14 protein-coding genes are annotated in these 12,644 nt (G+C 59.9%); 6 read left to right on the top strand and 8 right to left on the bottom strand.

Features of this window, described 5'->3' with window-relative positions:
• Positions 1-61 precede the first annotated feature (61 nt).
• Positions 62-916, top strand: a complete 855-nt coding sequence (rpoH, locus tag JFT81_RS21910; RefSeq protein WP_007897890.1) for an RNA polymerase sigma factor RpoH — start codon at positions 62-64, stop codon at positions 914-916.
• Between the two features lie 78 nt (positions 917-994).
• Here rpoH and JFT81_RS21905 read toward each other — a convergent pair whose 3' ends face one another.
• Entirely contained in the window at positions 995-1,618 is a 624-nt protein-coding gene (locus tag JFT81_RS21905) for a C40 family peptidase (protein WP_201147624.1), read from the bottom strand.
• 250 nt (positions 1,619-1,868) lie between these two features.
• Between JFT81_RS21905 and JFT81_RS21900 the strand changes: the two genes are divergently transcribed.
• Entirely contained in the window at positions 1,869-2,288 is a 420-nt protein-coding gene (locus JFT81_RS21900; protein WP_201228999.1) for a TM2 domain-containing protein, read from the top strand.
• Between the two features lie 147 nt (positions 2,289-2,435).
• On the opposite strand, the gene JFT81_RS21895 is transcribed toward JFT81_RS21900, so the two are convergent.
• The 7 genes from JFT81_RS21895 to gshB all read right to left on the bottom strand — a co-directional run bounded on the left by JFT81_RS21895 (position 2,436) and on the right by gshB (position 8,611).
• Positions 2,436-3,707 (bottom strand): dihydroorotase, encoded by a 1,272-nt coding sequence (locus JFT81_RS21895; protein ID WP_201228998.1) that lies wholly within the window; start codon positions 3,705-3,707, stop codon positions 2,436-2,438.
• Positions 3,704-4,708, bottom strand: a complete 1,005-nt coding sequence (locus JFT81_RS21890) for an aspartate carbamoyltransferase catalytic subunit (protein ID WP_095164512.1) — start codon at positions 4,706-4,708, stop codon at positions 3,704-3,706. The genes JFT81_RS21895 and JFT81_RS21890 overlap by 4 nt, the downstream gene beginning before the upstream one ends.
• Before the next feature lie 27 nt (positions 4,709-4,735).
• Positions 4,736-5,242 carry a bifunctional pyr operon transcriptional regulator/uracil phosphoribosyltransferase PyrR gene (gene pyrR / locus JFT81_RS21885; protein ID WP_034153653.1) on the bottom strand — a complete coding sequence of 169 codons (507 nt, stop codon included), beginning with the start codon at positions 5,240-5,242 and terminating at the stop codon, positions 4,736-4,738.
• 81 nt (positions 5,243-5,323) lie between these two features.
• Positions 5,324-5,761, bottom strand: a complete 438-nt coding sequence (ruvX, locus tag JFT81_RS21880) for a Holliday junction resolvase RuvX (protein WP_007913667.1) — start codon at positions 5,759-5,761, stop codon at positions 5,324-5,326.
• Positions 5,761-6,333: a YqgE/AlgH family protein gene (locus tag JFT81_RS21875; protein WP_008077846.1), complete on the bottom strand. Its 573-nt coding sequence runs from the start codon at positions 6,331-6,333 to the stop codon at positions 5,761-5,763. The genes ruvX and JFT81_RS21875 overlap by 1 nt, the downstream gene beginning before the upstream one ends.
• A 240-nt stretch (positions 6,334-6,573) precedes the next feature.
• Positions 6,574-7,473 (bottom strand): energy transducer TonB, encoded by a 900-nt coding sequence (locus tag JFT81_RS21870; protein ID WP_201228997.1) that lies wholly within the window; start codon positions 7,471-7,473, stop codon positions 6,574-6,576.
• Positions 7,474-7,639: 166 nt separating this feature from the next.
• Positions 7,640-8,611, bottom strand: a complete 972-nt coding sequence (gshB, locus tag JFT81_RS21865; RefSeq protein ID WP_201228996.1) for a glutathione synthase — start codon at positions 8,609-8,611, stop codon at positions 7,640-7,642.
• Positions 8,612-8,836: 225 nt separating this feature from the next.
• Between gshB and pilG the strand changes: the two genes are divergently transcribed.
• The 4 genes from pilG (at position 8,837) to JFT81_RS21845 (ending at position 12,637) form a co-directional block, all read left to right on the top strand.
• On the top strand, positions 8,837-9,241 hold the full coding sequence (gene pilG / locus JFT81_RS21860) for a twitching motility response regulator PilG (protein ID WP_007913673.1): 405 nt from the start codon (positions 8,837-8,839) through the stop codon (positions 9,239-9,241).
• A gap of 60 nt (positions 9,242-9,301) precedes the next feature.
• Positions 9,302-9,667, top strand: coding sequence for a twitching motility response regulator PilH (gene pilH / locus JFT81_RS21855; protein WP_007913674.1), 366 nt, complete (start codon positions 9,302-9,304; stop codon positions 9,665-9,667).
• A gap of 10 nt (positions 9,668-9,677) precedes the next feature.
• Positions 9,678-10,217 carry a chemotaxis protein CheW gene (locus JFT81_RS21850; protein WP_201228995.1) on the top strand — a complete coding sequence of 180 codons (540 nt, stop codon included), beginning with the start codon at positions 9,678-9,680 and terminating at the stop codon, positions 10,215-10,217.
• 359 nt (positions 10,218-10,576) lie between these two features.
• On the top strand, positions 10,577-12,637 hold the full coding sequence (locus JFT81_RS21845; RefSeq protein WP_201228993.1) for a methyl-accepting chemotaxis protein: 2,061 nt from the start codon (positions 10,577-10,579) through the stop codon (positions 12,635-12,637).
• Positions 12,638-12,644: the final 7 nt, after the last annotated feature.

Raw genomic sequence — 12,644 nt, 5'->3', positions numbered from 1 at the left:
TTTCCGGTCAATTTTTCGCAGTGCTGAAAGGCATGAGTCTGTAAGTCGGAGGTTTTTTCGTATGACCAATTCTTTGCAACCTGCGTATGCGTTGGTTCCCGGTGCGAACCTGGAAGCCTATGTACACACCGTCAACAGCATTCCATTGCTGACGCCGGAGCAGGAGCGTGAACTGGCCGAGAGTCTCTACTATGAGCAGGATTTGGGGGCGGCTCGGCAGATGGTGCTCGCCCACCTGCGTTTTGTCGTACACATTGCCCGTAGCTATTCCGGCTACGGTCTGGCTCAGGCTGACCTGATCCAGGAAGGTAACGTCGGCCTGATGAAGGCCGTCAAACGCTTCAACCCGGAAATGGGTGTGCGTCTGGTGTCGTTCGCTGTGCACTGGATCAAGGCGGAAATTCACGAGTTCATCCTGCGCAACTGGCGCATTGTGAAAGTCGCGACCACCAAGGCCCAGCGCAAGCTGTTCTTCAACCTGCGCAGCCAGAAGAAACGTCTGGCATGGCTGAACAACGAGGAAGTCCACCGTGTGGCGGAAAGCCTCGGCGTTGAGCCGCGGGAAGTGCGCGAGATGGAAAGTCGCCTGACGGGCCATGACATGGCCTTCGACCCGGCGGCTGAAGCCGACGACGACAGTGCTTTCCAGTCGCCGGCCAACTATCTGGAAGACCACCGGTACGACCCGGCGCGTCAACTGGAAGATGCCGACTGGAGTGACAACTCCAACCACAACCTGCACGAAGCGCTGGAAGTGCTGGACGACCGCAGCCGTGATATCCTCTACCAGCGCTGGCTGGCAGAAGAGAAGGCCACGCTGCACGACCTGGCGCAGAAGTACAACGTGTCGGCCGAGCGTATCCGTCAGCTCGAGAAGAGCGCGATGAACAAGCTCAAGTTGTCGATCGCCGCGTAACCGGTGAGCAGGCAATAAAAAACGCCCCGATCAGCAATGATCGGGGCGTTTTTGTATGCAGCGTTAAAGCTGATCAGATCAGCGCTGAACCACGCGCAATTGCTTGCTGGCCGGTTCTTTCGGCAATACGCGTTTGGCAACTACGTAGTGCTTTTCCCAGTACGGCTTGTTCAGGGTGTCGATGCTTACCGACTTGCCGCGACGCGGCGCGTGGATGAAGCGGTCGTTGCCCAGGTAGATCGCAACATGATTGACCCGACGGCTCTTGATGTTGAAGAAGATCAGGTCGCCGGGCTTGAGGTCCTTGCGCTCGACCTTCTCGCCATGACCGCTGGCCATGGCATTGGAAGTGCGTGGCAGGTCGAACGTGGCGTCGTTGAACGCGTATTTGACCAGGCCGCTGCAATCGAAGCCTTTACTTGGGCTGCTGCCGCCCCAACGATAAGGTGTACCGAGGACGTTTACCGCGCGGCTGAGGACGTTGCTGCTTTCCTTGCTCGCCATCGGTGGCACCAGCTTGCCGTGGCTCTTGCTGCTCAGCGTGGTGGTTTTGCTTTTGCTGCTTTTGCTCGAAGGGGCAGAAGCATGGGATTTAGGGGTGAAACCGTTGACGTTGGGAAGACGTTGCTCACGATTGGTGGCGTGGGCGGCCAGTGGCATTAATAGGCAGATGGTTAGCCATGTCTTGAAAAATGGTCGCATTAGGCGTGGCTCTTATGTGTTAGCGCGCAACTTTATAACAGCTTTTTTGTCTGTTCCGAGGCCGTTGGTCGATTCAACCTCGGGGTCAATTTCGTTCAACAAGCGGTAAATTGAGCCAATTGTCGGACAGAACCCAAGCCCCACAAGGCTTTGCGCAAGGTGTAACAGTGACGAGCCACTTGTCGGCTCGACATAAAAAAGTCACACAGATGCAGAAAATATTTATCTATCGAGGCAAATGAGGTCATTCATGAACCGCTATCAATCCCAGGATACACACAGCAAAGTCATCGGTTATCTGCTGTGGATTTTCGGTTTCACCGGCGCTCACCGCTTCTATTACGGCAAACCTGTGACCGGGACGATCTGGTTTTTCACCTTCGGTTTGCTGGGCATTGGTTGGCTGATCGATCTATTTCTGATCCCGGCGATGGATCGCGAAGCCGATCTGCGTTTTACCGCAGGGCCGATCGAGTACAACGTCGCGTGGATTCTGCTGACGTTCCTTGGGGTGTTCGGTGTGCACCGGATGTACCAGGGGAAGTGGATCAGCGGGCTGGTGTATCTGCTGACGGGCGGGTTGTTCTTTGTTGGCGTGCTGTATGACTTCTGGACACTGAATGATCAGGTCTCGGTGCGCAACGCGCAGAATCGCGGCGCCTTCCAGTAACCCGTGGCGAGGGGATTTATCCCCTTTGGGCTGCGAAGCGGCCCTGAATCCGAGAACGCGGTGGATAGGATCCACCGCGTGCAATGGCTTCGCGACTGCTTCGCAGCCGAACGGGGATAAATCCCCTCGCCACAATATGCCTTGGTATCAAGCTTGGTGGCTGATCCGGCCGTCCACCAAGGTGTAACGAACCACGCCCGGCAATGTATGCCCCAGGAACGGGCAGTTCTCGCCTTTTGACAACCAGTTCTCACCGGCCACCGTCGAAGCCTGCGGGTCGAACAGCACGATATCCGCCGCACCACCCACCGTCAGTTTGCCCGCTGGCAGGCGCAACGCCTCGGCCGGGCCAGCGCTCAAACGGGCGAGCAGCGTCGGTAGATCCAGCAAGCCATCCTCAACCAGCGTCATCGCCAATGGCAGCAACAGCTCAACACTGCTGATGCCCGGCTCGGTCGCACCGAACGGCGCCAGTTTGGCGTCACGTTCATGCGGTTGGTGATGACTGGAGATCGCCGAGACCACACCGGACTTCACCGCCTCGCGCAGCCCATCACGGTCAGCGCGAGTGCGCAGCGGCGGCTGCACGTGATACAGGCTGTTGAAGTCGATCAGCGCCTCATCGGTCAGGATCAGTTGATACAGCGCCACATCCGCCGTCACCTGCAAACCACGGGCCTGAGCCTGAGCAATCAGCGCCACACCGCGAGCGCTGGTCAGTTGGCTGAAATGTGCGCGCACGCCGGTTTGCTCGACCAGCAGCAGATCACGAGCCAGCGCCACGGTTTCAGCCGTTTCCGGAATCCCCGGCAGACCGAGGAAGCTGGCCACCGCGCCTTCGTGAGCCAAGCCACCTTCAGCCAGATCGTGGTCCTGCGAGTTGAAAATCACCGTCAGATCGAAGGTCGCCGCATATTCCAGCGCCCGGCACAGGGTGCGGGTGTTGCGGAAACTCTCCAGACCGTTGCCGAACGCCACACAACCGGCGTCGCGCAGGGCCACCAGCTCCGCCAGTTGCTCGCCGTCCAGGCCTTTGCTCAGCGCGCCAATCGGAAACACCTTGGTGTTGCCGGCCTCACGGGCGCGGTCGAGGATCAGCTCGGCCACGGCCGAGGTGTCGAGCACCGGTTTGGTTTTCGGCGGGCAGCACAGGCTGGTCACACCGCCAGCGGCCGCTGCACGGGTTTCGCTGACGATCGAACCTTTGCGGCTGTAGCCCGGCTCGCGCAGGGCCACGTTCAGGTCGACGAGGCCCGGTGCGGCGACAAGGCCTTGGGCGTCGATGGTTTCCACTGCCGTGAAACCCGCTGGGGCCGCGCCGAGGGCGACGATCTTGCAGGCTTCAACGTGAATGTCGGTGATTTGATCCAGGCCGCTGCTTGGATCGATGACGCGTGCGCCGAGAATGCTGAGCTTCACTGGGCGTTCTCCTGCTCGAATTGACGCTGCGCGGTTTGTCCGCTCATGGCCATGGACAACACAGCCATACGAATCGCGATGCCGTAAGTGACCTGATTGAGAATCACCGAGTGCGGGCCGTCGGCCACTGCGGACTCGATCTCCACCCCGCGGTTGATCGGCCCCGGGTGCATGACGATGCAATCCGGTTTGGCCCCGGCCAGGCGCGCGGTGGTCAAGCCGAACAGGCGGTAGAACTCGCCTTCGCTCGGCAGCAGGCCGCCGGTCATGCGTTCACGCTGCAGGCGCAGCATGATCACCACGTCGACGTCTTTCAGGCCTTCGGTCATGTCGGTGTAGACCTTCACGCCGTACTGCTCGATGCCGATCGGCAACAGGGTTTTCGGCGCGATCACGCGGATGTCCGGGCAGCCGAGTGTTTTCAGGGCAAGCATGTTCGAGCGCGCCACCCGCGAATGCAGGATGTCGCCGACGATGGCCACCGAGAGGTTTTCGAAACTGCCCTTGTGCCGACGGATGGTGAGCATGTCGAGCATGCCCTGCGTCGGGTGAGCGTGACGGCCGTCGCCGCCGTTGATGATCGCCACTTGCGGGCAAACATGTTCGGCGATGAAGTGTGCGGCGCCGGAATCACCGTGGCGCACGACGAACATGTCAGCAGCCATGGCTTCGAGGTTGCGCAAGGTGTCGAGCAGCGTTTCACCTTTACTTGCCGACGAAGTCGACACGTTCAGGGTGATCACGTCCGCCGACAGCCGCTGAGCGGCCAGTTCGAAGGTGGTGCGGGTGCGGGTCGAATTTTCGAAGAACACGTTGCACACGGTCTTGCCGCGCAGCAACGGGACTTTCTTCACCGCCCGGGCACCGACTTCGAGGAACGAGTCGGCAGTGTCGAGGATTTCCGTCAGCAACTCGCGGCGCAGGCCGTCGAGCGAGAGGAAGTGGCGCAGCTGGCCCTGATCATTGAGCTGCAGCGGGCGCTTGGTATCTAGAGGCGTCATCGCGAGGGGGACTCTCAATAGGGCGGATTAAAGGTTGAAGTCTTGCAGTTCGAGCGTCAGCGGCTCGGGGCCGGACAGCTTCACCCGTTCGTGAGCGGCCAGCGACAGGGTCGCGCCGACCACGTTCGGGCGGATCGGAAGCTCGCCGGCGTCCAGATCCAGCAGGCAGACCAGCGTCACGCTGGCCGGGCGGCCGTAGTCGAACAATTCGTTCATGGCGGCGCGGATGGTGCGGCCGCTCATCAGCACGTCATCGATCAGCACCAGATGCTGGCCTTCGATCTCGAAGGGCAGGGCGGACGGCCGTACTTGCGGGTGCAGACCGTTCTGGCTGAAGTCGTCGCGGTAGAAGGACACATCCAGCGTGCCCAGCGGCGCGTCGCTGCCCAGCTCCTTGAGCAGTGCCTGCGCGACCCAGATGCCGCCAGTGCGAATGCCGATGTATCGCGGTTCAGTGATTTCACGCTGGGCAAGGTGCGCCTTGAGGCGGGTCGCCATCTGGCTGATCAGATCGGCGGGATTGGGCAGACTCATGGTTGCTCCTTCTTTGACCCGAGACTCGTCCTGCCGGACATGACTGGGTTTTTAGCCAAAAGAAAAGCGCCGAAGCGCTTGTCAGGATTCAAATAGTGCGGTGTTTTCATCGAGCCAGCCCTGCAACAGCAGAGCGGCGGCGATGGCATCGACCGGGTTGTCGCGGTAACTGCCTTTTTGCCCGCCACGCACCAGACGCTCGCCCTTGGCCTCGAAAGTGGTCAGGCGTTCGTCGTGGGTATAGAAGGGCACGTTGAAGCGGCCATTGAGGCGGCGGGCGAATTTCTCGGCGCGCAGGCACATTTCGCTCGGCGTGCCGTCCATGTTCAGCGGCAGGCCGACGACGACGGCGTCGGGCTTCCATTCCTTGAACAGCGCTTCAACCTGATTCCAGTCGGGAATGCCGTTTTGCGCTTTCAGGGTGCACAGCTCGCGGGCCTGGCCGGTAATCACCTGGCCGACCGCGACGCCGATCTGTTTGGTGCCGTAGTCGAAGCCGAGAATCAGGCGCAGGGCCATCAGGCGTGCCCCGCCTGGCTGGTTAGCAGGCTGAGGTTGATCCCCAGGTGCCTGGCCGCAGCCTCGAGGCGCAGTTCGCTGCTGGTGTTGAACAGGATGTCGGCGTCGTACGGGCAGGTCAGCCAGGCGTTGTCGGCCATTTCGGCTTCGAGTTGCCCGGCTTCCCAACCGGCGTAGCCGAGGGCGATCAGGCTTTTTGCCGGGCCGACGCCGTCCGCGATGGCGAACAGCACGTCTTGCGAGGTCGACAGAGCCAGATCACCGTCCAGTTGCGCAGTGGCCTGGAAAGTCTTGCCCGCCGGGTGCAACACAAAACCGCGATCGGTCTGCACCGGGCCGCCGATGAAGATCGGCACATGCTGGCAGAGGGCCGGCGGATCGATGTCCGGGCGCAATTGCTCAAGAATGTCGGCCAGATTCAGCTCTTGCGGTCTGTTGACCACAATCCCCATAGCGCCATTGGCCGTGTGCTCGACGATGTAGGTCAAGGTGTGGGCAAAGTTCGGGTCGGCCATGTGTGGCATGGCGATCAGGAATTGATGCTTGAGGTAGCTGGGGCTGACGTTTTTCATGTGCGCTAGTGTGGCGTTCGGGGGGCGAACTGACAAGCTGGAGATGCTGACAACAACACAGACCGCTTGTTGGAACATGGCATTTGTGGCGAGGGGATTTATCCCCGTTGGGGCGCAAAGCGGCCCTGAATCGATTGGTACGGTCTGCTGACACTCCGTGAATGATGGTTTTGCGACTGCTGCGCAGCCGAACGGGGATAAATCCCCTCGCCACAATGAATCTCGTTGCTACAGGAATATTCAGTTGCTGGAGAGCTTGTCGCCGCGGGCGAATTTCCAGGTGCGGATGATTTCCAAACGGTCGATATCCGACAAGTCCCCGGTAAACGGGGCAAATGGCGCCGCCAGTCGGACAATGCGCTGCGCTGCCTGATCCAGCAACGGCTGACCGGAAGACTCCAGCACCAGCACTTCATACAGCGAGCCGTCGCGGTTGATCGAGACCATCAGGCGCAAATTGCCGTAGATCTGCTTGCGTCGAGCCTCTTCGGGGTAATTGAGGTTGCCGATGCGCTCGACCTTCTTGCGCCAATCGTCTTTGTACCAGGCGCCCTTGTCGCGCATGGTCGACGCCGCGCTCAAACGGTGAATGCGCGGGCGTTTGGCGTACAGCTGTTGTTCCTTGGCCAGTTCGGCTTCGAGGCTGGCGATGTCGCTGGACAGCTGCGAGCTGTCGAACTCCGGCGCGTCGACTGTCGGCTTGACCTCGGTCTTGGCTTCTTCTTTCTTGGTCGGCGCTTTTTTCGGCTGCGGCGCGACGGTGGTCACCGCTGCCTTGGGCGCGGCTTCCTGCACTTGCGGCTTGGCGGCCGGCGGCGGAGTGACCTTTTTGACCTGGTTGTCCTGGAATGGCGCGACCTCGGTGGTCTTCGGGATTGCCTTCTTGTCCAGCGTGCCGCTGCCTTCCTGATGTTCCTGGGCGAGAAAGTCTGCCTTCTCTGGCTTCTTCTCACTCTTGAAGGTGGCGAGGGTAATTTCCAGGGTTTTGCTGATCTGCTTGGGCTCGACCATCGTGAAGCCGACGCCCAGCAGCAGCGCCAAATGAATCAGCGCCGCGAGAAACAGGGTAAATCCGAGGCGATCGGCCGGGCGCACGCCACGATGGGCGAGTTCAACGGGCAGATCGGACGGGAGGGTCATGACAGAAAAACCAACATCGCGTTTTTACGGGCTCGGCATGATAACGCAATGTTGGTTTTTAGCTGCAAGCTTCAAGTGGCAAGCGACATAAGGGCAGCTGCAAGTTTCGAGCGGCAAGCTGCAAGTAAAAGCTTGTAGCTCATGGCTTGCGGCTTGTAGCTGGCCGTCAGACTTGCTGCTTGCGGCTAGAGGCTTGCAGCTTCTTCTCGATAGCATCCATGAGCATGCCGCCGATGTCAGTGCCAAACGCGTTGTCGATTTCGCGGATGCAGGTCGGGCTGGTGACGTTGATTTCGGTCAGGCTTTCACCGATCACGTCGAGACCGACGAACAGCAGGCCTTTCTCGCGCAGGGTCGGGCCGACCTGAGCGGCGATCCAGCGATCCTTGTCAGTCAGCGGACGCGCTTCACCACGACCACCAGCGGCAAGGTTGCCACGGGTTTCGCCCTGCGCCGGAATCCGCGCCAGGCAATAATCCACCGGCTCGCCGTCGATCATCAGAATACGTTTGTCGCCGTCCTTGATCGCCGGCAGGTAAGCCTGGCCCATGATCTGCTGGCCACCGAGGGCGGTCAGGGTTTCGAGGATCACCGACAGGTTCGGATCACCGGCGCGGTGACGGAAGATCGACGTGCCGCCCATGCCGTCCAGCGGCTTGAGGATCACATCGCCGTGTTTCGCGGCAAATTCACGCAGCACATCGGCGCGACGGCTGACCACGGTCGGCGGCGTGCACTGCGGGAACAGCGTGGCGAACAGTTTTTCATTGCAGTCGCGCAGGCTTTGCGGCTTGTTCACTACCAGCACGCCAGCGGTTTCGGCTTGTTCGAGCAGATAAGTGGAGTAGACAAACTCCATGTCGAACGGCGGGTCCTTGCGCATCAGGATCACGTCCAGATCGCTCAGCAGGTTGTCCTGCTCGGCGTCCAGTTCGAACCATTTTTCCGGGTTGGCGAAGACTTTCAGCGGACGCATGCGCGCCCGTGCCTGACCTTCGCCCTGGTACAGGTCGCGCTGTTCCATATAGAACAGCTCCCAGCCGCGCTTCTGCGCAGCCAGCAGCATGGCCAGCGAGCTATCCTTTTTATAGGAGATGCTGGCGATAGGGTCCATGACAATCCCGACGCGAACGCTCATTGGGTTTTCCTCGAAAATTGGCTACCGGATCGGTATTGAAAAAGTGCCGCCAGAGTGGCGCTGGCAGGGTTTTCGGTCAAGGGAAAACCCGTCGATAGATTGCATGTAGAGACTGTGCTAAAAAGGCTGCCATGCCGTGCTGGCCCTTGAGCATCAAGGGTTTCCGGTCATCAGTCATCGCAAAACGGACAATTTGATTCGCAAAGGCGACGGTAGAGCCCCCTTATGGAACAGCAGTCCAGCGCCTTGAAGGTCATGGTGATCGACGACTCGAAAACGATTCGTCGCACCGCCGAAACATTGTTGAAAAATGTCGGGTGCGAAGTGATCACGGCGATCGATGGTTTCGACGCGTTGGCGAAGATCGCCGACAACCACCCCGGAATCATTTTTGTCGACATCATGATGCCGCGTCTGGATGGTTATCAGACCTGCGCTTTAATCAAGAACAACAGCGCGTTCAAGGCCACACCGGTGATCATGCTGTCGTCCAGGGACGGCTTGTTCGACAAGGCCAAGGGGCGGATTGTCGGTTCTGATCAATTTTTGACCAAGCCTTTCAGCAAGGAAGAACTGCTCAACGCGATCCAGGCCCATGTTCCGGGCTTCGCCGCCGTTTTGCCGCAGTAAGACACGCACAGAGACACGCGGCCAGCGGGCCGGGCGTCGACAAGAAAAATGGGGAAAACCATGGCACGTATCCTGATCGTCGATGATTCGCCGACTGAAATGTACAAACTCACCGGCATGCTCGAAAAGCACGGCCATGAAGTGCTCAAGGCCGAAAACGGCGCCGATGGCGTGGCCCTGGCCCGTCAGGAAAAACCCGACGCGGTGCTGATGGACATCGTCATGCCCGGCCTCAATGGTTTTCAGGCCACCCGCCAGTTGACCAAGGACGCCGACACCAGCCATATCCCGGTGATCATCATCACCACCAAGGATCAGGAGACCGACAAGGTCTGGGGCACCCGTCAGGGCGCCAAGGACTACCTGACCAAACCGGTCGACGAAGACACCCTGATCAAGACCCTGAACAACGTGCTCAAAGGCTGATCGCGCGACCATGAGCGAATCGCTGACCGCGTTCGAACTGATCTGGCAGATCGACCAGCGCTGCCGCTTGCTGGCGGCAGACTTGCCGTCGCAACCGGCGCGCCAGGATCGCTGGAGCGGCATCGGCTTTCGCCTCGGCGAGCATTGGTATGTGGCGCCGATGGGCGAAGTCAGCGAAGTGCTGCACGAACCGCGTTTCACGCAATTGCCCGGGGTCAAACCGTGGGTCAAAGGCGTGGCTAACCTGCGCGGACGACTGCTGCCGATCATGGATCTGTGCGGTTTTTTCGGGCATGAGCTATCGCCGCTGCGCAAACAGCGCCGGGTGCTGGTGGTCGAGCATGGGGATGTGTTTGCCGGGCTGATGGTCGATGAAGTCATTGGCTTGCAGCACTTTGAGCAGGACAGCTTCGAGCCCATTTCGATCAGCAAGCGTCAGGGCTCGAAGGCCGAGTTCGTCAAAGGCTATTTCCGGCGTGAGCAGAACTGGCGAGTGTTCAGCCTGTTTGCGCTGGCCAGATCCCCGGTGTTCATGAGCGTCGCGATATAACCGCAACAACGGAGAACCCATTGTGGGAATCAACTCTGTGATGAGGAAATATTGGGGTTGAGAAGATCCTGTGGTGAAGGGCTTTTGTAGTGAGTGGATGTGTGGATGAGGGAATTTGTGGGTGAAATAAACCTGTGGCGAGGGGATTTATCCCCGTTGGGTCGCGCAGCGGCCCCAAAGTCTGCAATGGGCTGACCATCGTCAGTGCATGCAAAATTTTGCGACTGCTTCGCAGCCGAACGGGGATAAATCCCCTCGCCACATAACCCCATCTCTAAAGAACTCCATTACCACAGGACTTCCTTACACAAGGCCAGCTCCCACAGGTTGTTCGATGAGCTTCAAACAGGCGAGGACCGATGATAAAAGCAAAAACAGGCAAGCCGGCGGAAGGATCGCGCAGTCGCTCGCAGATCATTGTGCTGTTCATCGCATTGATCGTGTTCATCATGCTGCTGTTCGCCAACTTCGCTTACCTCAACACCCAGGCGAACTACGACAAACAGTACATCGGACATGCCGGTGAACTGCGCGTGCTCTCGCAACGCATCGCTAAAAACGCCACTGAAGCCGCCGCCGGCAAGGCTGCCGCGTTCAAACTGCTGAGTGATGCGCGCAACGATTTCGCCCAGCGCTGGGGTTACCTGAAGAAGGGCGACCCGGCCACCGGACTGCCACCGGCCCCCGCCACCGTGCGCCCGGAAATGCGCGCCGTGCAGCTGGACTGGGAACGCCTGCTGAAAAACACCGACGCCATTCTCTCCAGCGAACAGACCGTGCTGTCGCTGCATCAAGTCGCCGCGACGCTGGCCGAAACCGTGCCGCAGTTGCAAATCGAATACGAAAAAGTCGTCGAAATTCTTCTGCAACGTGGCGCCCCGGCCGCGCAGGTGGCGATGGCCCAGCGTCAATCGTTGCTGGCCGAACGCATTCTCGGTGCGGTCAACACTGTGCTCGCCGGTGACGAAAATTCCCAGCAAGCCGCCGACGCCTTTGGCCGCGACGCCACCCGTTTCGGCCAAGTGCTCAACGGCATGCTCCAGGGCAATCCGACGCTGAAAATCAGCCAGGTCGAAGACCACGACGCCCGCGCCCGTTTGAGTGAAATCTCCGAACTGTTCCAGTTCGTCTCCGGCTCCGTGGACGAAATCCTCGAAACCTCGCCGGAACTGTTCAAGGTGCGTGAGTCGGCCACCAATATCTTCAGCCTCTCGCAAACCCTGCTCGACGAAGCCTCACACCTGGCCAGCGGTTTCGAAAACCTCGCCGGCGGGCGCAGCACCGACACCATCGGTGGCTACGTGCTGGGCTTGCTGGCGCTGGCCTCGATCATCCTCATCGGTATGGTCATGGTTCGCGAAACCAATCGCCAGTTGCGCGAAACCGCTGAGAAGAACGAGCGCAACCAGAACGCGATCATGCGTCTGCTCGATGAAATCGAAGACCTCGCCGACGGCGATCTGACGGTGACCGCCTCGGTGACCGAAGACTTCACCGGCACCATCGCCGACTCGATCAACTACTCGGTCGACCAATTGCGTGATCTGGTCGCGACCATCAACCTCACCGCCGGCCAGGTTGCCGCTGCGGTGCAGGAAACCCAAGCCACCGCCATGCATTTGGCGCAAGCCTCGGAGCATCAGGCGCAGCAGATTTCCGAAGCGTCTACAGCGATCAGCGACATGGCGCAGTCCATCGATCAGGTCTCGGCCAACGCCGCCGAATCGTCGGCAGTGGCCGAGCGCTCCGTGGAAATTGCCAACAAGGGCAACGAGGTGGTGCACAACACCATTCACGGCATGGACAACATTCGCGAACAGATTCAGGACACCGCCAAGCGCATCAAGCGTCTGGGTGAGTCGTCGCAGGAGATCGGCGACATCGTCAGCCTGATCGACGACATTGCTGATCAGACCAACATCCTCGCCCTCAATGCCGCCATTCAAGCATCGATGGCCGGTGACGCCGGACGCGGTTTTGCCGTGGTCGCCGACGAGGTACAACGGTTGGCCGAGCGTTCATCCGCCGCCACCCGGCAGATCGAAACCCTGGTGCGGGCGATTCAGACCGACACCAACGAAGCCGTGATTTCGATGGAGCAGACGACCACCGAAGTGGTGCGCGGCGCGCGACTGGCGCAGGATGCCGGTGTGGCCCTGGAAGAAATCGAAGGCGTTTCGAAGACCCTCGCGGCGCTGATTCAAAGCATCTCCAACGCGGCGCAGCAGCAGACGTCGTCGGCCGGGCAGATCTCGCTGACGATGAACGTGATCCAGCAGATCACCTCGCAAACGTCGTCCGGCTCCACGGCCACCGCCGAGAGCATCGGCAATCTGGCAAAAATGGCCAGTCAGTTGCGCCGTTCGGTGTCTGGATTCACCTTGCCGGCAGCGTCCGCGCCGGCGACGGATAAAGTGTGATCGGAGC

This window comes from Pseudomonas sp. TH43 (assembly GCF_016650635.1).
Classification (GTDB): domain Bacteria; phylum Pseudomonadota; class Gammaproteobacteria; order Pseudomonadales; family Pseudomonadaceae; genus Aquipseudomonas.
The sequence above is the reverse complement of the archived record's forward strand: the minus strand, read 5'-3'. Positions and strand labels throughout refer to the sequence as shown.

Bases quoted from the DNA above. Each gene is read 5' to 3' on its own strand.
- rpoH (WP_007897890.1), top strand. From the start codon at position 62: ATGACCAATTCTTTGCAACCTGCGTATGCGTTGGTTCCCGGTGCGAAC.
- JFT81_RS21905 (WP_201147624.1), bottom strand. From the start codon at position 1,618: ATGCGACCATTTTTCAAGACATGGCTAACCATCTGCCTATTAATGCCA.
- JFT81_RS21900 (WP_201228999.1), top strand. From the start codon at position 1,869: ATGAACCGCTATCAATCCCAGGATACACACAGCAAAGTCATCGGTTAT.
- JFT81_RS21890 (WP_095164512.1), bottom strand. From the start codon at position 4,708: ATGACGCCTCTAGATACCAAGCGCCCGCTGCAGCTCAATGATCAGGGC.
- pyrR (WP_034153653.1), bottom strand. From the start codon at position 5,242: ATGAGTCTGCCCAATCCCGCCGATCTGATCAGCCAGATGGCGACCCGC.
- ruvX (WP_007913667.1), bottom strand. From the start codon at position 5,761: ATGGCCCTGCGCCTGATTCTCGGCTTCGACTACGGCACCAAACAGATC.
- JFT81_RS21875 (WP_008077846.1), bottom strand. From the start codon at position 6,333: ATGAAAAACGTCAGCCCCAGCTACCTCAAGCATCAATTCCTGATCGCC.
- JFT81_RS21870 (WP_201228997.1), bottom strand. From the start codon at position 7,473: ATGACCCTCCCGTCCGATCTGCCCGTTGAACTCGCCCATCGTGGCGTG.
- gshB (WP_201228996.1), bottom strand. From the start codon at position 8,611: ATGAGCGTTCGCGTCGGGATTGTCATGGACCCTATCGCCAGCATCTCC.
- pilG (WP_007913673.1), top strand. From the start codon at position 8,837: ATGGAACAGCAGTCCAGCGCCTTGAAGGTCATGGTGATCGACGACTCG.
- pilH (WP_007913674.1), top strand. From the start codon at position 9,302: ATGGCACGTATCCTGATCGTCGATGATTCGCCGACTGAAATGTACAAA.
- JFT81_RS21850 (WP_201228995.1), top strand. From the start codon at position 9,678: ATGAGCGAATCGCTGACCGCGTTCGAACTGATCTGGCAGATCGACCAG.
- JFT81_RS21845 (WP_201228993.1), top strand. From the start codon at position 10,577: ATGATAAAAGCAAAAACAGGCAAGCCGGCGGAAGGATCGCGCAGTCGC.